This is a genomic window from Pseudomonas sp. Q1 (assembly GCF_009935975.1).
Taxonomy (GTDB): Bacteria; Pseudomonadota; Gammaproteobacteria; order Pseudomonadales; family Pseudomonadaceae; genus Aquipseudomonas; species Aquipseudomonas palleroniana.
Genome location: NZ_QODI01000003.1, coordinates 117,615 through 136,041 on the forward strand (window position 1 = coordinate 117,615; position 18,427 = coordinate 136,041).

Sequence of the window (18,427 nt, forward strand, 5' to 3'; positions counted from 1 at the left end):
CAAATGAGCCGTCAGCTTAGCGCGCAAAACGTCACGATGGCGTGATGGGAAACTATCAGTCAGGGTGATGAGCCACTCGCCGCCAGGCACTCCTTGGCGCTTTTCTTGAGTTTTTTGATCAGGCGTTCCTGGCGCAAGGCGTCGGCTTTGCTTGCACACACTTCGGTGTACACCAGCGCCACGGCGGGGCTGGAGAGAAAAAACCGCGCGCCCTTGCCGCTCTGGTGCATCGCGAACCGGCGCACCGGGTCGTTGCTGATGCCGCAATACAACGCGCCATTGGCGGCGCGTACCAGGTAGACAAACCAGGGTTTGGGGTCAGGCGTGTTCACAGCAGGATTCGGCCATGCAAAAAAGCCCGCAGCTTATCAACGACTGGCCTGAAATGCCTTCAGGCCTTTGAGTGCCTGGGCCCGCACGGCGTTTTTCACCAAGGGCGTCCAGCCCAGCAACAGGCCCTTGGTGCCCAATGCCTGGCGCGACCAGCGCCACAGGTCGAAGTGGTCGTGGTGCTCGCAGATCTTGCCATCACGGAACATGAAACGCGCCTGGATATCGTTGACCACCGTGTTGCCGGTGGCGCTGAACAGATACGTCGCCACCCAATGCGCACCGCCGCTATGCTCATCGCTGCGCACGTTGTCGAAGGTCAGGGAGAAATCCTTGGCGCGGGTGGTGAGCATGCGCCACATGTCGCCGGCATCCCGGCCACGCAGTTCGCCAAAGGCCGGGTCACTGAAGACCACGTCATCGGTATAGCAGGCGGCCATGGCCTCGGCGTCCAGGCGTTGGAACGCCTGGTAGAAACGGGTGATCAACGCGGTATGGGCATCACTCATGTGCAGCTCCCTGAATCGTTGTTGTTGATAGGAGCGCACGATAATCCGCGCGGCCGGGGAAAGCCACGGTCATTCGCCAGGGGCATGAGTGATGTGTGGGCGGGTTACAGGTAGACAACGTCCAGCGTGGCGTTGCCGTCGATGAGGATTTCTTCGGTGACCGGCAACGTGGCCTTGTCGGTGATCCAGGTGGCAATCGCCAGGTCAGCCTTGAAGGTTTGCATCGGCAATGGCGCGTAGGAACCGCTCGCCCCGTTCAACGAACGCAGCCAATCAGGCTGCCAGAGGGTGCCAGCGTACAGCCAGGTGCTGCCATCGACCGATTCGATCACCTCACGCAGTTCACCGTCCGCCGTGGCGTTGTTCATCCTCAGTTCATACCAGCCGATTTTCTTGTCATTGGCGGCCAGCCCCAGCCCGAAGTATGAAGCGGTCCCGTTGTTGTAGCTGACGGTGCCGGAACGGTTATCGGTGACCTTGATGGCCAGGGTGGTGCTCGCTTCGCAGTTCACTTCAAGCGTCAGCGCGGCATCCGGCAGTTGGGTATTGCCCCGGGGATTGAGATCCTGGACGGATATCTTGCCGTGGTCGACAAGGCCACCATTGGACAATAACGGCGTACACGCGGCCGGGGTGATCTTGCCGGTAACGCTCAGGTCCACGCTTGAAGCAGCCGATACCGTGGAAACACCGGCCAGCATCAGCGCTGCGGCAATCATTAGTTGAGACTGTTGCATATCAATGCTCGCTTACGGTCGATTATAAGCGGGGCAGCAAACATGCGTCGCCACCCTGCAAGTTCGACTCAATTAATAGACTAGGAATGTCAGACTCCCACCACACTAAGGATGAGACGACAGGCAAACTTTAAAGCACGAGCGAGTTAAACCAAATACAAGTAATACGAATACACCCAGCACACTAATGTCATAAAACCGCAACTATCAGGGCACCATTCCCGCTTCACGAGCATAAGCAAACAAATCCACATCCGTGGAAATACACAGCCGGTGCATGGCCGTGCTTTTCTGTTTGCTGATCGTGGAGATACTGCGGTTGACCCGCGCGGCAATCTGGCTGACGGTCATGCCGCTGGCAAGCATGCGCACCACTTCCTGTTCCTTGCCGGACAGCCTGGGGGTCTGTGCCGGTTGCGCCTGGTCAAGCTGGGCACGCAGGCATTCACTGACAAAGGTACGCCCCTGCACCACGGTTTGCAGGGCCTGGGGCAACTCCCTGGCCGAGGCGCTCTTGGCCACTACGGCCCTTGCACCGTGGGACAACGCCGTGCGCAGGGTCGCGACGTTGGCAAACATGGTCACCAGTATCACCGGCAACCTGGGGTAGCGCCGATGCAACAACCCAAGTAATCCATAACCGTCAGCCTGTTGGTCACCGGGCATCGCAAAGTCCGTCACTATCACATCACAGGGCACGCTGCCCACCAATGCCAGCAATTCGTCCGGCCCGTTGGCCTCGCCCACAACCTTGCACTTACCACTCGCCTCAATCACCACTCTCTGCCCTACGCGAACAATAGGGTGATCGTCAGCAATAATTATGCGGAGCATCGGTAATATCCATGATGGCAAATAAGTAGCAGCCAAAATACATCGCCCTGCCGAAGGCAACAACCGCCAATAAACACAGCTGACAGGCTATTACCCCATACTTCTGGAGGCCGGCATTAACACCTACACAATTAAAAGAAAATACATACAGAAAAGTACTACATAACAGAATGGAAAACTCCTTCACTTATCAAGTTGAAGTTTCCCCAAGTACTGTAGGTAGCGTTCCACATCCTCACGAAATATGCCCAGCGCCACAGCACAGTCAGCCACGCCCGAACGCTGTACGTCGTCCATCAGCCGCACCGCCTGCGGTTCAAGCGGCGTCGCACCGAGAAACGCTACGCCCCCCACCAGGCGGTGCAAGTGGTGGGCGGTCAATGCGGCATCCAGACTCGCCTGGGCCAGGGCCAGACCTGCCAGGTCGTACCGGGCTTCGTCGATCAGGCTGCGCAACATCGGCTCGACAACCTCCCAGGCGCCGAACGTGGCGACCAGGCTGGCGCGGGTCGGGCGCGGCTCGCACCGAGAGTAGGCCGGCCCGCGAGGGGCTTGGCGGGCATGGACGTGTGCATCCGATAGCCACTGCATCAACACTTCGCGCAACCGGGCCAGCGATACCGGCTTGCTCAGCCAGCCATCCATTTCACAAGCCAGGCAATGACGGACGTCCTCGGGGTCCAGCCGTGCGGTCAAGGCAATCACCGGCACCCGCGCATTCCCGGCCTCGCGTTCGCGGCGTCGCAGTTCGCGGGTCATGGTATAGCCGTCCATGACCGGCATGCGGCAATCGCTGATGACCAGGTCGAACGCGTCGGTGGCCAGACTATCCAGCGCCGCCTGCCCGTTGTTGACCACTCGATGGGCGACACCGAGCTTGTCCAGCAACCCGCTCATCAGCAGCCGATAAGTCGCGTGATCGTCGACCACCAAGACCTTGGCGTGCCGCCAATGACCGGGCAGATCGTCCGCCGACGATGCCTTAGGCGGCCCACCGCCTGGTTTATTGCCCCGCATAGTGACCTCATGCAGAGCGATAAGCTCACCAAGCCTTGCCTGACGCCAGGAGACGACGACACATCGCCGACTTTTCTGACAACTGCACTGGAACTTCTCGCTCAGAAAGTTTCGCCACCCACTGAGCTTGAGTAAAGGCGAAAAAAGCGCGAAACGTATCCAAATGAACTGGCCAAGGCGATACAACAACTACGACAACGGTATTTTTTCCCGAATTAAAACGCCCTCGTCGAACAGCATTACAGGGTTGCTCGCACTATCGTAATAGTTGCATTCACCCCGCACGGTCCCGGCGATAAATTCCCCCCGCTTTACCAATAACAGCGCGCGCCCCTCGATAACTCTAAATCCAATGGGCAACTTCTCCGCGCGCTCTATCTGTCCCTGAACCTTGCACAGGAATACGTTTTCCCATGAAAGCCTCTTTCGCAGCCCTTGCAGGCAGTGTGCTGCTGCTCACTTGCCCTTGGGCGCTGGCTGCCAGCAGTGTCGACCTGACCGTCAAAGGCAGCATTACCCCCAGCGCCTGCGTCCCCACCTTGTCTCAGGACGGTACGGTGGACTACGGCAAGATCGCGTCCAAGGATCTATTGGTCGACAACTCAACCAAACTCACGCCTGTCACGCTGCAACTGAACGTGAGTTGCGAGGCCGCAACCCTGTTTGCCTTGAACGGCAAAGACAACCGCCTGGGGTCGGCCCACTTCTTCCTCGACCACAACTACGGCCTGGGTCTGATCAACGGCAACGAGAAACTGGGCAGCTATTCCATAGACCTGCTCAACCCGGTCTCGGAAGTTGCCGTGTACCCCCTGTTCTCCTCTGACCAAGGCCAAACCTGGTTGATGAACTCCGCAGGCAGCTATATGGGGCATCGCTACTGGAATGCGTTCAGCGACACCCTCGGCAGCGGCCCGCACTTTCCTACGGCGCTGCGCAGCGTGACCGTCGACCTGACCATCACTACTCACATTGCTCCGACCCGCACCCTGACGCTGAACGAGGAAGTCCCTCTGGACGGCAGCGCTTCACTGGACGTGCTGTACCTCTGACTGTCAACCCAACCCCCATTCACAAGGATCTGTGCCCATGGATAGAACCCCCTGCGCCGCGCTCGCCATTCTGCTGGCGGCCTGCACGCCCAGCGCTTTTGCAAGCAGCAGTATGGACTTGAGCGTCTCCGGGACCATTACCCCCGCGTCTTGCACTCCGACCCTGTCGAACGATGGCGTCGTCGACCACGGCAAATTGACCGCGCGCGACCTCGACCCCGTCCTTCCCACTCGCCTGCAAACCGGTGAGATGGATCTGGAAGTGCATTGCGAAGGCGCCACACTGTTCACCCTGACCACAGTGGATAACCGCGCGGGCACCGCCGCCGTCAACCCACGCTCGATGCACGGCCTGGGCATGGTCAACGACGACCAGAAACTCGGCGCCGTCTCGTTCGGGCTGTTTGAAGCGATCGCCGACAACGCGCCTGTGCAAACCATTATGTCTCGTGATGGCGGCACCACCTGGGGCCCCTCGTCTTACCTGGGGCACGCGGCCTTGACTGCATTTTCCGCCGCCAGCAGCGCCTACATACCTATCGCAGTGAAGGACCTGAACGCACGCCTGCGCGCCTACACGGTGATCGCACCGGCGAGCGACCTGACCTTGCTGGATGAGTTGCCGATCGACGGTCACGCCACGTTGCAGCTCAAGTACTGGTAATTGCCATTCCTTTTTCTGGAGACCCAACATGAATAAAGCCATCAAACCCCTGCTTGCCGGCCTGCTCCTGGCCAGCAGTACCAGTATTTTCGCCGCCTCCAATGTTGACCTGAGCGTCGTCGGCCTGATCACCCCCAGCTCCTGCGAGCCGAGCCTGTCTGCGCAGACGGTGGACTACGGCAAAATTTCCGCGAAGGATCTGAACACCACGCAACCCACCCCCCTTGAGGCAAAAACCGTCGACTTAACGGTCATCTGCGACGCCGCGACCCTGATGGCACTGGAGAGCAAGGACAACCGCGAAGGCTCCGACTTCGAAAACAACATGATGGATTTCGGCCTGGGCCTGATCAACGGCACAGAGAAACTTGGCGCCATGACCCTGCGCTTGCTGAACCCTATTGCCGACAGCGTCGCCGCCCGGACCATTGGCTCCGATGACGGTGGCTTGACCTGGTTTGTCGAGCGCCACCTGATGCGTCACAACCTCATTTCAGTCGCCGACGCCGCTACCGTCGCCCCCATGCCGGTGCAGACACTGGTCTCGCAGCTGGTCATCGAGCCCAGGATCGCGCCCAGCAGCCAATTGACCCTTAACAATGAAGCCGCGATCGATGCCTCCGTGACCCTGACGGTGCGTTACCTGTAAACCCAGGAGTGGCGAACCTGTCGCTGCGCATTTAAACCACCTGAGAGGGGGTGCAGCCTCGGCCCCCTCGATACTTCAGGCTCCCGGTGAACCGTTTCCATGAAGAACCTGACTTCAGGCCTGCTGGCCTTGCTTTACCTGTTCAGTATCAGCCAACCCGCACGGGCATCCTCCAGTACGGTCCTCGATGTCACGGGGTTGATCACCCCCAGTGCCTGCGAGGTCACCCTGTCGGACAACGGCATCGTCGACCATGGCAGGGTCCCGGCCCGCAGCCTCAATCAATACGAGTTCAGCGCACTGCCCATGCAGACATTGGACCTGGGCGTAAGCTGCAACGAGCCGGTTCTGTTTGTGCTGGTAGGTCTCGACAACCGCGCAGACTCATCCCTGGGCCCTGGCTTCTATTACGGTTTGGGCCACAACGTCCACGCCCCAGGCGAACGCCTGGGCACTGTTTCAATTGCCTTTCGCGACGTCATGGCCGACGGCTCACGCGTGCTGGTACTGGCCTCGAGCAATCAGGGCCTGACCTGGTTTCCCGAGGCCAACGCCTACCCCGACAACTACATGGGCTTTGCCAGGCTCGGCACCCTGGTGCCGGAACCTCATCGCCTGCTGAACGCCACCTTGAACATCAACACGTCGATCAACGCCGCAGCGTTCCTGACCCTGAATCAGGAAGTGCCGCTGGACGGCTCTATCGTGCTCGACCTTAGGTATATGTAGCCATGCCAACCTTCCCTGGTTTCTCCTTTCAAACACTGCGTCGGTGCATCGGCGCTCTTCTCTTGCTGCTCAGTCACCCAGCCGTGGCTGACGGTATGGTCCCGGACACGTCGGTGATCATTGTCTACGAAGCCGAGGGTGAAGCCTCGGTGTCGGTGACCAATACCGATGGCAAGCTTGCGTTGCTGCACGTCACCCTGGAAGACAACCCCGAGGACACCGAGCCGCTGCTGTTTGTCACCCCGCCTCTGGCGCGGGTGGAGCCCTCCAAAAGCCAGTTGGTGCGCTTCATTCTGCAATCGGCCCAGCCGTTGACCACTCAGCGCTTGAAGCGAGTGATCTTCGAAGGCATGCCCCAGGGACGTTCGCAGGCCCAGGCCGGCCATGCGCGGGTGGGCGTGACCGTGCGCCAGAACCTGCCGGTGATCATCCATCCCAAGGGCCTGGCTCCCAACCGCACCCCATGGGAGGGTCTGGTCTGGCGCTTGGAAAAAAACCAGCTGACCGTGAGCAACCCGACCCCCTACGTGGTGCGCCTGGCCCAGGAACTGCGGCTACTGCCCGGCGACAACTCGGCGCTGCTGCCACGCACCTATGTGTTGCCGGGGGAAACCCTGAGCATCAATGTCAGCGCGGCAACGGCAAACACGGTGCGACTGCAACCTGCGACCACCTACGGCTTTGCCGTTGCGCCCTACGACGCGGCGCTCAACCTATAAGAACAGGCGACGGTCACACCGCGCCAACCCTCAAATAAAGAAGTGGCCTCATTGAAGGCCGCCGGGAAGCCTGGCCCTGAATTCAGCCAGTATGCCTCCACTCTCGAGTACGACCTTGTGAGCACAGTAATGACTGACCGCGACGGCGAAGCCATGCCCGCCGTTTCACCCCGCCGCACCCTGCTGGCCGGCCTGGCGCTGACACTCGGCGCCCTCTGGCCCGCCAACGAACCCTTGGCCGACGAGCCGACAAAAGTCGGGCTGTTCGATCCACAAACATTGTCCCAACGCGGTATCGACCCCGAGCTTGCCAACCTGCTGCTGGACGCGCCGCGCTTCACCCCTGGGCGACACGCCGTCAACCTCAGCATCAACGGCCAACGCCGAGGCCGGATCGACGTGGCATTCGACCGCGAGGGCGCTCTGTGTTTCGACCGACCTCTGCTGGATGCCGGTAACTTGGTGGTGTTGGATGCAGACGCCGCCTGCCAGGATTTCCTGGCCGCCTACCCACAAACTGTTATCGAGCAAGACCCGGCCGCTTTGCAGCTCGCCCTGATCGTGCCCGGCGAAGCCCTTCGCCCAGCGGTGCAGGATGTGTCCGGCTATCAGAGCGGCGGTTTCGCCGGTTTGCTCAACTACGACCTGACTGGCCTGCATAACCAATCCGCAGGCAGCAGCAGCCGTTTTGCATCGGCCAACACCGAAGTGGGTTTCAACGCCGGCGATTGGATCGTGCGCAGCCGCCAGGTGCAGACCTGGCAAGACAAAATCTCGCGCACCACCCACCTGGACGCCTATGCCCAGCGCACCTTCGCCGAACAACAGTCGGTGTTCCAGGCCGGGCAGATCAGCCTCTATAACCCGGTGCTGGCAGGCGCGCAGATCACCGGCGCGCAGGTGCTTAACGAAACCGCCCTGCAAGACCAGAACCGAGGCGCGACCATTACCGGCATCGCCAACAGCCCGGCGCAGGTCGAGGTGCGCCAGAACGGCGCGTTGATCCACTCGACGGTGGTGCCCGCCGGGCCGTTTTCCCTGACCGATGTACGCCGCTTGAACAGTCGCTCCGACGTGGAGGTCACGGTCAAGGAAACCCATGGCGAAGAACGCCGTTTTACCGTACCGGCCGCCATGCTCGGCCTGGGCCTGCCGGCGCCGGGTTATGCCGTGGCGGCGGGCCGCGTGCGCCAGATCGGCAACAGCGACGGTGCCGAACCCTGGGTGGTCAGTGCCGGTTGGAATGGTGCATTGCTCTCCCAGGTGAGCGTCGGCGGTGGCGGATTGATCGCCGATGCCTATCGTGCCGCCGGCATGAACCTGGGCTGGTTACCGCGCCCGGAGACCCAGCTGCAATTTACCGTGCAGGGCGCACAAGCCACGCGTGTGGGCAACGAGCAAGGTGTGCAGACCGACCTCTCCTGGTCGCAACAGCTGAGCGACAACTGGGCAATCACCACCGCCGCCTCGTGGCGTTCACTGGGCTACCGCGACCTCGATGAGTCGACCTATTCGCGCTACACCCACGAGCAGGAACGTTCACGCTATCGCGATCAGCAAAGCCTCACCGCATCGTGGGCCAGCCCGTGGCTGGGCGCCTTCAGCGCGGGGGTGTCGCGTTCTGCGTCGTATGCCGGTTACAGCAGCAGCCGGGCGCTGGCGTCATGGGGCACATCGGTGGGCGGGGTGTCGGTTTCCGCCAGCGCCGAGTGGCAGGTAGGCGGCCGGCAGCAAAGCGACGACAGCCTTTACTTGAACATCAGCCTGCCCCTCGGTGAAAACCGCAGAGCCCGCGCCTGGGCGCGCAATACGGGCGGCGAGCACCGCGTCGGCGTGGGCATGAGCGAGCAGGTCAACGACCAACTGGCCTACCGTGTCGGCGTAGAACGCGACAGCCGCGACCGCGAAGTGGAGTCGTCCCTGGGGGTCTCGGCACTGCCCTACTACAGCCAGTTGGACTTCAACTACACCCGCTCCGAAGACCAGCGCTCCAGCTATCAAGGCGGCGCCCGCGGCGGTGTGGTGCTGCACGGTGACGGTGTGACGTTCTCGCCGTACCCGGTGCGCGACACCTTTGCCGTGGTTTCGGTTGGAGAGATGGCCGGGATCAAACTGTCGACCCCAAGCGGCCCGGTGTGGACCGACTGGCAAGGCCAGGCCGTGGCACCGCAACTGGCCGCCTATGGCCGTAGCCCGGTGGAAGTACAAACCCGCTCACTGCCACGCAACGCCGATATCAGCAACGGTTTGGCGGTACTGACCGCCGGCCGGGGCAGCGTCGACAAGCTGCAGTTCGGCGTCAGCCTGACGCGCCGCGTGCTGCTGAGCGTGACCACCGCCGATGGCCGGCCGTTGCCGCGAGGTGCGGCAGTGAGCACTGAAAATGGTGAGTTCGTGACGCTGGTTCAGGAAGGCAGTCAGGTGTTTTTACCCAATGCATTGGATCAACGCCCGTTGTGGGTCAAGGCCCCCGACCAACCTCGCTGCCGCTTGGATTTTGCCTTGCCGAAGGCCGGCGATCCGAACGTGTATTTCGAAACCGCGCCCGCGCACTGCCTGACGCCATGAGGACCATCACCATGAAAGCTGCCTTGTTTCCCCTGGGTTTTCTGCTGCTGAGCGCCAGTGCGTTGGGCGCGGAGGAATGCCAACTGAACCTGAGCGAAAACCGCCTGGACTTCGGCTTGATGAACCGCGCCCTCGCCCTTGTCCCAAGCGGTGAGCGGCTACTGGGTGAGCGCCGCACAAGGCTCACCCTGAACTGCCCGCAGCCGACGGACATGAGCGTGTTTTATCGTGGCCTCGGCGCGGGTGTGGAGCGGTTTCGCTTCACCGAGCGTGGCAGCTACGGCCTGACAGCCAGCGATGCCGTGCTCGATGGCCAGGCGGTGGAGCTGGGTTTATCGGCAGGGCCAGGCCAGCCCGCCGTAACAGTCGCCACGGCCCTGGCTTGGCGCCCGGAACACGGCATAGTGCCAATGCGCGGCGGCATGCCCGTAACCGGGCGCAGCCTGTCGGTGCAAATCGACGCCAGCGCCTGGGCCCGTGAAGAGGCCTCCCGCGTGCGTGAAGCCGTCACCTGGGAAACCAGCGGGCTGTTCGACGCCCGCGGCGCCGGGCGGTCGCGGGAGGTCAGCCTGCTTGCACAGTTTGCCCCGGCCGCCTGTACCCCGAGCCTGTCCAACGGCGGCAATGTGAACCTGGGCAAACTGTCGGTCATTGACCTCAATCAGCATCAGGAAACACCGCTGGCCCCGCGCACAGTGGTGCTGAACGTCACGTGCGACGCCCCGACCGCCTTCGCCATGCGCATGCAGGACAACCGCCAGGGCTCGGCCACCGGCGTGGCCGACGACAGCACCTACGGCCTTGGGCTGGACGCCAGGCAACAGAAGATCGGCCGCTACCGGCTGACCTTCGACCCATCGCAGATGACCGCCGATAACGTCGCTCAACTCTACCGAACCGACTCCGCCACCGGGTCCCAGCCGTGGAGCAGCGCCAGTGCAACCCCACTGCCGATTGCAGCCAACCGATACCTGGGGTTCGCCGCCCAGGCCGGCAGCGTCGGCGGCCCCATCGCCATTCAAAACCTCAACGCCACGCTGAACCTCGAAGCGGTACTCGCGCCCCTGGGCTCCCTGGACCTGGGCAGCGAAGTGCATCTCGACGGCTCGGCCACCCTCGAAATCAACTACCTCTAGAGGAGCACCCCATGAACGCCTACCTGATACCCATCGCGGCCTTGACGTTGCTGGGCACCTACACCTTGGCCAACGCCGCGTCCACCGTCGAACTGACCGTCACCGGCTTGATCACGCCCATGGCCTGCACGCCGCTGCTGCCTGGGGGTGGCCTGGTCGACTTCGGCAAGATTTCGCAAAAGGACCTGAACCAGGCGACCGGTACCCGCCTGCCCCTCAAGTACCTGACCCTGACGGTGAGCTGCAACGCCCCTGGCCGCTATGCCCTGCGCATGCGCGATAACCGCGACGGCACGGCCCACGTCAACAGCGAGATTTACTACGGGCTGGGGCTGGACAACAGTGGCGGCAAGATCGGTGTGTATTCGGTGAGCTTCGATCCCAAGCAAACCGTGGTCGATGACCTGCCGCAGATCTACGGCACCGAATCGACCACAGGCGGTGTGGCGTGGCGCACCGCCAACAGCAACCCGATCGATATCGGCTCGCGCAGCCTGCTGGGCTTTACCGACATGCTCGGCAGCGTAGCCGGCCCGTCAGCGATCCAGAACCTGAGCACCACCTTGAAGCTCGAGGCGGTGATCAATGCCAAACAAAACCTGGACCTGAGCACGGAAACGCCGATGGATGGGTCAGCCACGCTGGAGGTGGTCTACCTCTAGGCCCATGGGTATCTAAACAAACGATGGCCCTGATGCGCTGTTTGCAGTGTTTTTGATCTTGCTTTAGATCTTGATCTTAGTCGCCCCGTTAAACCACGCTGGCCGAACACCGAGCCTGAGCGAGGTGCCGAGTGGTGGGGCAAGGACCTTTTGGTTACTTTTGGGTCCTTCCAAAAGTGACCCGCTGTAAGAGCGGAACCATAAGCCGCCGTTACCGCAGCAATGGATATGTACGCGATCTACCTAACATCCAGGTCGGCTGACAAACCGCCACGGGAGCAAGCTCCCTCGCCACAGGCTTCAACTTAGCACCGCAAGCCCATGCTCTAGGCGTCAACCCTCTCACTGCGCACGTCCACATACAACGCCCGGCCGGCGCCCAGGCCGGCGACAATGGCGCCGAGCCCGAGTGCCGCGAAAATCCAGCCCACAGCGGCCCAGCCGCCGGTCCAGTCATGTACCAGGCCGACGGCGAACGGGCCCATGGAAGCCAGGGTGTAACCAATCCCCTGGGCCATGCTCGACAGGTTGGCCGCCACATGCGCATCACGCGAGCGCAGCACAATCAAGGTCAATGCCAGGCTGAAAGTGCCGCCCTGCCCGAGCCCCAGCAAAATGGCCCAGCCCCACAGCCCGTCGAGGGGTGCATACAGACAACCGAACAGGCCGCCGAGGGTCAGCACCATCACCACCACGATGGCCAGGCGCTGGTCCTTGCCGCGTGTGGCCAGCCACGGTGCGGCGAGGGAGCTGATCAATTGCACGATGATGGAGCCCGACAGCGCCAACCCCGCTTCGGTGGCACTCAGGCCACGGCCGATCAGGATCGACGGCAACCAGCCAAACACGATGTACGCCAGGGAGGATTGCAGGCCCATGTACAAGGTGACTTGCCAGGCCAGTGGATCGCGCAACAAACCGCTCACCCGATAAGCCACCCGGTGGGCACCATGCTTCTGACCGACCTGCGGCAGCCAGCACAGTGCGGCCAGCAACGCCGGCAGAATCCAGAAGCCCAGCCCGATGCTCCAGCGCTCACCAAAGTGCTGGCTGAGCGGCACCGTAGCCCCAGCCGCCAGCGCCGCGCCCAGGCACAGGGCCATGGTGTAGACACCGGTCATGGCACCCGCCTGCCGGGCGAAATCACGCTTGACGATACCCGGCAACAACACGCCGATGATGCCGATACTCGCGCCGGCCACCAGGCTACCGGCGAACAACCCCACTTCACCCAGCGAACTGCGCAGCAGGATGCCCGCAGTCAGCATCAGCAAGACACCCAGCACCACGCGCTCGGCGCCGAAGCGGCGGGCCAGGATCGGTGCGGTGGGGGCAAACAGCCCCAGGCATAACACCGGCAAGGTAGTCAGCAACCCGGCCTTGGCCGCCGACAACCCAAGGCTTGCGGACACGTCATTGAGCAACGGAGACAGGCTCGACAGCGCCGGGCGCAGGTTCAACGCCACCAGCACCAGGCCCAGCAGTAACAGCCAGGGGCGACTCACTGGCGGGTGGCTGTTCTGCACCACTTCATCGTCGGCTTCGGCATCGATCAACAGTTCTTCGAGTTCGCTGGGGCGCTGGGTTTCAGGGTTCATTGATCAACTGCCGGCAGAGGGATTTGGCACGTTCCGGGTCTTGGTGTTCCACGGCGTCGAGCAGGGCGACATGCAGATCGAACACCGCCTGGCGACGCGGCGAAATATTCAGGGTCTGGCGCAATTGCGCGCTGACGATGGCGGAAAAGTACTGGTACAACTCGCTCAGCGCAGGGTTATGCGCGGCGTCCACCAGGCGCGTGTGAAACACCAGGTCGGCGCTGATATAAGCCTCCAAGTCGCCGTGGTACAACACGGCGCTGGCGTCGAGCGCCGCACGCAGGCCGTTGAGGTCCTCTTCGGTACGACGCACCGCCGCCAGGCTGACGGCCTCCACTTCAAGAATCTGCCGCGTTTCCTGCGCCTGCCCCAGGGTGCAATGGGACAACGCACGCATCGTCCCCAGTGGGTCGGTCATCGAGCGCAGATAACTGCCGTCGCCCTGACGAATATCGATCAGCCCGGAAAACGCCAAGACACGCATGGCTTCGCGCACGGTATTGCGGCTGATACCCAGCTCAGCGGACAGCTCAGGCTCGGTGGGCAACCGCTCACCCACGGCCCAGACGCCTTGGCTGATGCGCAGGCGCAATTGTTCAAGGGCCTGATCGACCAGGGAGCGTTTGATCAGAGGGGCGATGTCAGTCATGGGTTCTGCGCTTTCGTCCAATCATAGGATGAATTTTCCTACAGCGTATTCAGAGTTACCTACAAAGGCAACGCTCCAGGTTTTCAGTCAGGCAAAAATAAACCCGGCACCAGGCCGGGTTTATTCATTCAAACATTGATCAATGCAAAATCTGACTCAAGAACAACTTGGTCCGATCATTCTGCGGGTTGTCGAAGAAATCATTCGGCGCCGCCTGTTCCACGATCTCGCCCTTGTCCATGAAGATCACGCGGTTGGCCACGGTGCGGGCAAAGCCCATTTCGTGGGTCACGCACAACATGGTCATGCCGTCTTCGGCCAGGCCGATCATGGTGTCCAGCACTTCCTTCACCATTTCCGGGTCGAGCGCCGAGGTCGGCTCATCGAACAACATGATCTTGGGCTTCATGCACAGGGCACGGGCGATGGCCACACGCTGTTGCTGGCCGCCGGACAGTTGCCCTGGAAACTTGTGGGCCTGCTCCGGAATACGCACGCGCTCAAGGTAGTGCATGGCGATTTCTTCGGCCTTGCGCTTGGGCATCTTGCGCACCCACATTGGCGCCAGCGTGCAGTTCTGCAAGATGGTCAGGTGCGGAAACAGGTTGAAGTGCTGGAACACCATACCGACTTCACGGCGGATCGCTTCGATCTGCTTGAGGTCGTTGGTCAGCTCCACGCCGTCGACCACAATACGGCCCTGCTGGTGTTCTTCCAGGCGGTTGAGGCAGCGAATGGTGGTGGACTTGCCCGAACCCGACGGGCCGCACAGCACGATACGCTCGCCCTGCTTGACGTTGAGGTTGATGTCTTTCAGCACGTGGAACTGGCCGTACCACTTGTTGACGCCCTGCATCTGGATAATGCCTTCAGGGCCCACAGGCTTTTTGATTGCTTCGCTCATAAAAGAACTCCTAACGCTTGTGGCCTGTGTCGAGCTTGCGTTCCAGATGCATGGAATAGCGCGACATACCAAAACAGAAAATCCAGAACACCAGGGCGGCGAACACGTAGCCTTCGGTGGCCATGCCCAACCATTTCGGGTCAGCGGCGGCTTGCTTGACGCTGTTGAGCAGGTCGAACAAACCGATGATGATCACCAGGCTGGTGTCCTTGAACAGCGCGATAAACGTGTTGACGATGCCCGGGATCACCAGCTTCAAGGCTTGGGGCAGAATCACCAGGCCCATGCTGCGCCAGTACCCCAGGCCCATCGCCGCGGCCGCTTCGTATTGCCCCTTGGGAATGGCCTGCAAACCGCCACGCACCACTTCGGCCACATAGGCCGACTGGAACAGGATCACGCCGATCAGCGCCCGTAGCAGCTTGTCGAAGTTCATGCCTTCGGGCAGGAACAGCGGCAGCATCACCGAGGACATGAACAACACCGTGATCAACGGCACGCCGCGCCAGAACTCGATGAAGGTCACGCAGACCACACGAATCGCCGGCAGGTTCGAACGCCGCCCCAGCGCCAGCACGATACCCAGCGGCAACGCGCCGGCGATACCGACGGTGGCGATCACCAGGGTCAGCATCAGGCCGCCCCACTGGCTGGTCGCCACGTTGGTCAGGCCGAAGATGCCGCCATGCAACAGGCAGTAGGCAATGATCGGGTACAGCACCAGGAAGCTCAGGCCGTAGATCGCCTTGCGCTGGAAACGCGAGATGAACAACGGCGCCACGCCCACGACGGCCAACCATACGGTCAGGTCCACTCGCCAGCGCAGATCGGCGGGATAATAGCCGTACATGAACTGCCCGAAACGCTGTTGGATAAACACCCAACAGGCGCCCTCCTTCGTACAGTCGGCACGGGTAGTACCGACCCAGTTGGCGTCCAGAATCGCCCAATGCAGAATCGGTGGCACCACCAGGTACACCAGGTAGATCGCCAGCAAGGTCAGCAGGGTGTTGAGCCAACTGGAAAACAGGTTGGCGCGCATCCATGCCATGGGGCCGAAGACTTTGCTCGGCGGCGGCATGTCAGGTTTGAAAGTATGAGAACTCATGGGCGTTTCCTCACCGCTCGATCAGCGCAATGCGCTTGTTGTACCAGTTCATCAGCAGGGAAATGCTGATGCTGATCGCCAGGTACACGCTCATGGTGATGGCAATGACTTCGATCGCCTGGCCGGTCTGGTTGAGCACCGTGCCGGCAAACAGCGAAACCATTTCCGGGTAACCGATACCGGCGGCCAACGACGAGTTTTTCGCCAGGTTCAAGTATTGGCTGGTCAGCGGCGGAATGATCACCCGCAGGGCTTGCGGGATGATGACCTTGCGCAGCGTCGGCCCCGGGCGCAAACCCAGGGAGCGCGCGGCTTCGGTCTGGCCGTGGCTGACGGACTTGATGCCCGAACGCACGATCTCGGCGATGAACGCTGCCGTATAGACGGTCAATGCCAGGGTCAGGGCCAACAGCTCGGGAATCAGGACCCAGCCGCCGACAAAGTTGAAGCCTGCCAGCTTCGGCATTTCCCAATGCAGTGGGGCGCCGAAAACCAGCGCGCACAACGTCGGGATCACCACCAGCAGCGCAAGCCCCGCCCAGAACTTGTGGAACGGAACGCCGGTGGCTTCGAAACGTTTATTGGCCCAGCGCGTCATCAGCACAATCGCGACAATCGCCACCACCACGCTGACCACGAACGGCCAGAAACCCTGCGCCATCAACGCCGCCGGCATGTTCAGGCCGCGACTGCTGACAAAGAAGGTATCGCCGAAGTTGTGACTGTTACGCGGCCCCGGCATGGTCAGGAACACCGCGAAATACCAGAACAGGATTTGCAGCAGCGGCGGTATGTTGCGGAACACTTCCACGTACACCGTCGCCAGCTTGTTGATCATCCAGTTCGGCGACAGTCGCGCCACGCCGATGATGAAACCGAGCAGGGTCGCCAGGACCACGCCGATCACGGTCACCAGCAAGGTGTTGAGCAAGCCGATCACGAACACTCGGGCATAACTGTCCGATTCGGTGTAGTCGATCAGGTGCTGCGCGATACCGAAGCCGGCACTGCGCTCAAGAAACTCGAACCCCGAGGTGATGCCCCGGTGTTGAAGGTTGGTCTGGGTATTGTTGAAGAGGTACCAGCCCAGCGAGACCACCGCTACAATCGTGATGATCTGGAAGAGCCACGCACGCACTTTGGGATCGCTGAAGCTGAGCTTCTGCTTGGGTGCGCCGATTTGATTTTGCATGAAGTGCCCCGGAAATAATGGAACAGAACATCACCCGGTGGTTGGCCCACCGGGTGACAGAACCATCAGCGATCAGCGCACTGGGGGTGCGTATTGAATGCCGCCGTTGTTCCACAGCGCGTTCAGGCCACGGTCGATTTCCAGCGGAGTGCTCTTGCCGAGGTTTTTCTCGAACACTTCACCGTAGTTACCGACTTGCTTGACGATCTGTACAACCCAGTCCTTTTTCAGTTTCAGGTCTTTGCCGTATTCGCCGTCGGCACCGAGCAGACGTGCGACGTCCGGGTTCTTGGTGGACTTGGCTTCAGCTTCAACGTTTTTCGAAGTGATACCGGCTTCTTCAGCGTTGAGCATGGCGTAGCCTACCCAGCGCACGATGGCCAGCCACTCGTCGTCGCCGTTACGTACGACTGGGCCCAGTGGCTCTTTGGAAATGGTTTCCGGCAGCACCGAGTAATCCTTCGGCGAGGCCAGCTTGCTGCGCTGGGCGAACAGCTGGGACTTGTCGGAGGTCAACACGTCGCAACGGCCGGATTCCAGCGATTTGGCGCTTTCATCGGAGGTATCGAAGGTGATCGGGGTGTATTTGAGGTTGTTGGCGCGGAAGTAATCGGAAACGTTCAGCTCGGTGGTGGTACCGGCCTGGATGCAGATGGTTGCACCGTCCAGTTCCTTGGCACTTTTCACGCCCAGCTTGTTGTTCACCAGGAAGCCGACACCATCATAGTAGGTGATGAAGCCCGGGAATTTCAGGCCCATGCCCGCATCGCGGGAACTGGTCATGGTGGTGTTACGGGACAGGATGTCGACTTCGCCGGATTGCAGCGCGGTGAAACGCTCCTTGGCATTCAACTGGCTGAATTTGACCTTGGTGGCGTCGCCGAAAACGGCAGCGGCCACAGCACGGCACACGTCAGCGTCGATCCCGAGGATCTTGCCGCTGGCATCCGGCACCGAGAAACCCGGCAGGCCGTCACTCACACCACATTGCACAAAGCCTTTCTTCTGCACGGCGTCCAGGGTAGCGCCGGCTTGGGCAAAACCACTGACACCCAATACAGCGGCCGCGGTGACGATGGCCAGGGTGGATTTCAATACCTTCATTCAAACCTCCAGTTGCTCTTGTTGTGTCGGAGCTCGAACCTCAGCGCACCCTTATGAGGCGATATCGACCCGTGTTGGCTTTTTTTAGGGTCAAGCGGCATGAGGTTGTCGCGATAATTCCAGCTGCTATCCCACAAGCGGCAGTCACTGATAGTGTTACCGTCTGCGAATAGTTCTGACATCGACCTACACATAGCAAGGCGCGTACCAGAGTGCCGGCTGAGTCGTTTCAGCCCATGTGCAATAGAAAAAGATTCAACCTTGCG

Annotated in this window: 19 protein-coding genes; 8 read left to right on the top strand and 11 right to left on the bottom strand. The window is 61.2% G+C overall.

Translation table 11 applies throughout. The annotated features are described in order from the left end of the window. Positions 1–59: 59 nt before the first annotated feature. The 5 genes from DK870_RS05635 to DK870_RS05655 all read right to left on the bottom strand — a co-directional run bounded on the left by DK870_RS05635 (position 60) and on the right by DK870_RS05655 (position 3,427). Positions 60–332 (bottom strand): GIY-YIG nuclease family protein, encoded by a 273-nt coding sequence (locus DK870_RS05635; RefSeq protein ID WP_060753844.1) that lies wholly within the window; start codon positions 330–332, stop codon positions 60–62. A gap of 36 nt (positions 333–368) precedes the next feature. Next, positions 369–839, bottom strand: coding sequence for a nuclear transport factor 2 family protein (locus tag DK870_RS05640; RefSeq protein WP_161548221.1), 471 nt, complete (start codon positions 837–839; stop codon positions 369–371). A 104-nt stretch (positions 840–943) separates the two neighbouring features. Continuing rightward, positions 944–1,576, bottom strand: a complete 633-nt coding sequence (locus tag DK870_RS05645; RefSeq protein WP_104995583.1) for a DUF1120 domain-containing protein — start codon at positions 1,574–1,576, stop codon at positions 944–946. A gap of 207 nt (positions 1,577–1,783) precedes the next feature. Next, positions 1,784–2,410, bottom strand: coding sequence for a response regulator transcription factor (locus DK870_RS05650; protein ID WP_090366613.1), 627 nt, complete (start codon positions 2,408–2,410; stop codon positions 1,784–1,786). A gap of 183 nt (positions 2,411–2,593) precedes the next feature. After that, positions 2,594–3,427, bottom strand: coding sequence for a response regulator (locus DK870_RS05655; RefSeq protein ID WP_161548222.1), 834 nt, complete (start codon positions 3,425–3,427; stop codon positions 2,594–2,596). Between the two features lie 413 nt (positions 3,428–3,840). Here DK870_RS05655 and DK870_RS05660 point away from each other — a divergent pair, with 413 nt between their 5' ends. The 8 genes from DK870_RS05660 to DK870_RS05695 all read left to right on the top strand — a co-directional run bounded on the left by DK870_RS05660 (position 3,841) and on the right by DK870_RS05695 (position 11,606). Continuing rightward, positions 3,841–4,479, top strand: coding sequence for a DUF1120 domain-containing protein (locus DK870_RS05660; protein ID WP_161548223.1), 639 nt, complete (start codon positions 3,841–3,843; stop codon positions 4,477–4,479). 37 nt (positions 4,480–4,516) lie between these two features. Continuing rightward, a complete protein-coding gene (locus DK870_RS05665) occupies positions 4,517–5,143 on the top strand; it encodes a DUF1120 domain-containing protein (RefSeq protein WP_161548224.1) in 627 nt (208 codons plus the stop codon). 28 nt (positions 5,144–5,171) lie between these two features. Further along, complete coding sequence (locus tag DK870_RS05670; protein ID WP_161548225.1) at positions 5,172–5,792, top strand: DUF1120 domain-containing protein; 621 nt, start codon at positions 5,172–5,174, stop codon at positions 5,790–5,792. A 99-nt stretch (positions 5,793–5,891) separates the two neighbouring features. After that, complete coding sequence (locus DK870_RS05675) at positions 5,892–6,521, top strand: DUF1120 domain-containing protein (protein WP_060753852.1); 630 nt, start codon at positions 5,892–5,894, stop codon at positions 6,519–6,521. A gap of 2 nt (positions 6,522–6,523) precedes the next feature. Further along, positions 6,524–7,240 (top strand): fimbria/pilus chaperone family protein, encoded by a 717-nt coding sequence (locus DK870_RS05680; RefSeq protein ID WP_161548226.1) that lies wholly within the window; start codon positions 6,524–6,526, stop codon positions 7,238–7,240. A gap of 129 nt (positions 7,241–7,369) precedes the next feature. Then, positions 7,370–9,808 carry a fimbria/pilus outer membrane usher protein gene (locus DK870_RS05685; protein ID WP_161548227.1) on the top strand — a complete coding sequence of 813 codons (2,439 nt, stop codon included), beginning with the start codon at positions 7,370–7,372 and terminating at the stop codon, positions 9,806–9,808. Between the two features lie 11 nt (positions 9,809–9,819). Continuing rightward, a complete protein-coding gene (locus tag DK870_RS05690; protein ID WP_090366624.1) occupies positions 9,820–10,944 on the top strand; it encodes a DUF1120 domain-containing protein in 1,125 nt (374 codons plus the stop codon). 11 nt (positions 10,945–10,955) lie between these two features. After that, positions 10,956–11,606: a DUF1120 domain-containing protein gene (locus DK870_RS05695; RefSeq protein WP_161548228.1), complete on the top strand. Its 651-nt coding sequence runs from the start codon at positions 10,956–10,958 to the stop codon at positions 11,604–11,606. Between the two features lie 326 nt (positions 11,607–11,932). Here the strand turns inward: DK870_RS05695 and DK870_RS05700 are convergent, their stop codons facing one another. The 6 genes from DK870_RS05700 to DK870_RS05725 form a co-directional block, all read right to left on the bottom strand. Beyond that, positions 11,933–13,204 (bottom strand): CynX/NimT family MFS transporter, encoded by a 1,272-nt coding sequence (locus DK870_RS05700; RefSeq protein WP_161548229.1) that lies wholly within the window; start codon positions 13,202–13,204, stop codon positions 11,933–11,935. Next, entirely contained in the window at positions 13,194–13,853 is a 660-nt protein-coding gene (locus DK870_RS05705; RefSeq protein WP_060753857.1) for a FadR/GntR family transcriptional regulator, read from the bottom strand. The genes DK870_RS05700 and DK870_RS05705 overlap by 11 nt, the downstream gene beginning before the upstream one ends. Before the next feature lie 139 nt (positions 13,854–13,992). Then, on the bottom strand, positions 13,993–14,757 hold the full coding sequence (locus DK870_RS05710) for an amino acid ABC transporter ATP-binding protein (RefSeq protein ID WP_003221897.1): 765 nt from the start codon (positions 14,755–14,757) through the stop codon (positions 13,993–13,995). Between the two features lie 10 nt (positions 14,758–14,767). Further along, complete coding sequence (locus DK870_RS05715; RefSeq protein WP_060753858.1) at positions 14,768–15,865, bottom strand: amino acid ABC transporter permease; 1,098 nt, start codon at positions 15,863–15,865, stop codon at positions 14,768–14,770. A 10-nt stretch (positions 15,866–15,875) separates the two neighbouring features. After that, the gene (locus tag DK870_RS05720; RefSeq protein ID WP_060753859.1) at positions 15,876–17,057 is read right to left on the bottom strand and encodes an amino acid ABC transporter permease; all 1,182 of its coding nucleotides are present in this window, start codon (positions 17,055–17,057) and stop codon (positions 15,876–15,878) included. 72 nt (positions 17,058–17,129) lie between these two features. Next, positions 17,130–18,161: an amino acid ABC transporter substrate-binding protein gene (locus DK870_RS05725; RefSeq protein ID WP_060753860.1), complete on the bottom strand. Its 1,032-nt coding sequence runs from the start codon at positions 18,159–18,161 to the stop codon at positions 17,130–17,132. Between the last annotated feature and the right edge of the window lie 266 nt (positions 18,162–18,427).

Bases quoted from the DNA above. Each gene is read 5' to 3' on its own strand.
- DK870_RS05655 (WP_161548222.1), bottom strand. From the start codon at position 3,427: ATGCGGGGCAATAAACCAGGCGGTGGGCCGCCTAAGGCATCGTCGGCG.
- DK870_RS05660 (WP_161548223.1), top strand. From the start codon at position 3,841: ATGAAAGCCTCTTTCGCAGCCCTTGCAGGCAGTGTGCTGCTGCTCACT.
- DK870_RS05665 (WP_161548224.1), top strand. From the start codon at position 4,517: ATGGATAGAACCCCCTGCGCCGCGCTCGCCATTCTGCTGGCGGCCTGC.
- DK870_RS05685 (WP_161548227.1), top strand. From the start codon at position 7,370: ATGACTGACCGCGACGGCGAAGCCATGCCCGCCGTTTCACCCCGCCGC.
- DK870_RS05700 (WP_161548229.1), bottom strand. From the start codon at position 13,204: ATGAACCCTGAAACCCAGCGCCCCAGCGAACTCGAAGAACTGTTGATC.
- DK870_RS05690 (WP_090366624.1), top strand. From the start codon at position 9,820: ATGAAAGCTGCCTTGTTTCCCCTGGGTTTTCTGCTGCTGAGCGCCAGT.
- DK870_RS05645 (WP_104995583.1), bottom strand. From the start codon at position 1,576: ATGCAACAGTCTCAACTAATGATTGCCGCAGCGCTGATGCTGGCCGGT.
- DK870_RS05640 (WP_161548221.1), bottom strand. From the start codon at position 839: ATGAGTGATGCCCATACCGCGTTGATCACCCGTTTCTACCAGGCGTTC.
- DK870_RS05705 (WP_060753857.1), bottom strand. From the start codon at position 13,853: ATGACTGACATCGCCCCTCTGATCAAACGCTCCCTGGTCGATCAGGCC.
- DK870_RS05675 (WP_060753852.1), top strand. From the start codon at position 5,892: ATGAAGAACCTGACTTCAGGCCTGCTGGCCTTGCTTTACCTGTTCAGT.
- DK870_RS05650 (WP_090366613.1), bottom strand. From the start codon at position 2,410: ATGCTCCGCATAATTATTGCTGACGATCACCCTATTGTTCGCGTAGGG.
- DK870_RS05680 (WP_161548226.1), top strand. From the start codon at position 6,524: ATGCCAACCTTCCCTGGTTTCTCCTTTCAAACACTGCGTCGGTGCATC.
- DK870_RS05710 (WP_003221897.1), bottom strand. From the start codon at position 14,757: ATGAGCGAAGCAATCAAAAAGCCTGTGGGCCCTGAAGGCATTATCCAG.
- DK870_RS05715 (WP_060753858.1), bottom strand. From the start codon at position 15,865: ATGAGTTCTCATACTTTCAAACCTGACATGCCGCCGCCGAGCAAAGTC.
- DK870_RS05670 (WP_161548225.1), top strand. From the start codon at position 5,172: ATGAATAAAGCCATCAAACCCCTGCTTGCCGGCCTGCTCCTGGCCAGC.
- DK870_RS05720 (WP_060753859.1), bottom strand. From the start codon at position 17,057: ATGCAAAATCAAATCGGCGCACCCAAGCAGAAGCTCAGCTTCAGCGAT.
- DK870_RS05695 (WP_161548228.1), top strand. From the start codon at position 10,956: ATGAACGCCTACCTGATACCCATCGCGGCCTTGACGTTGCTGGGCACC.
- DK870_RS05725 (WP_060753860.1), bottom strand. From the start codon at position 18,161: ATGAAGGTATTGAAATCCACCCTGGCCATCGTCACCGCGGCCGCTGTA.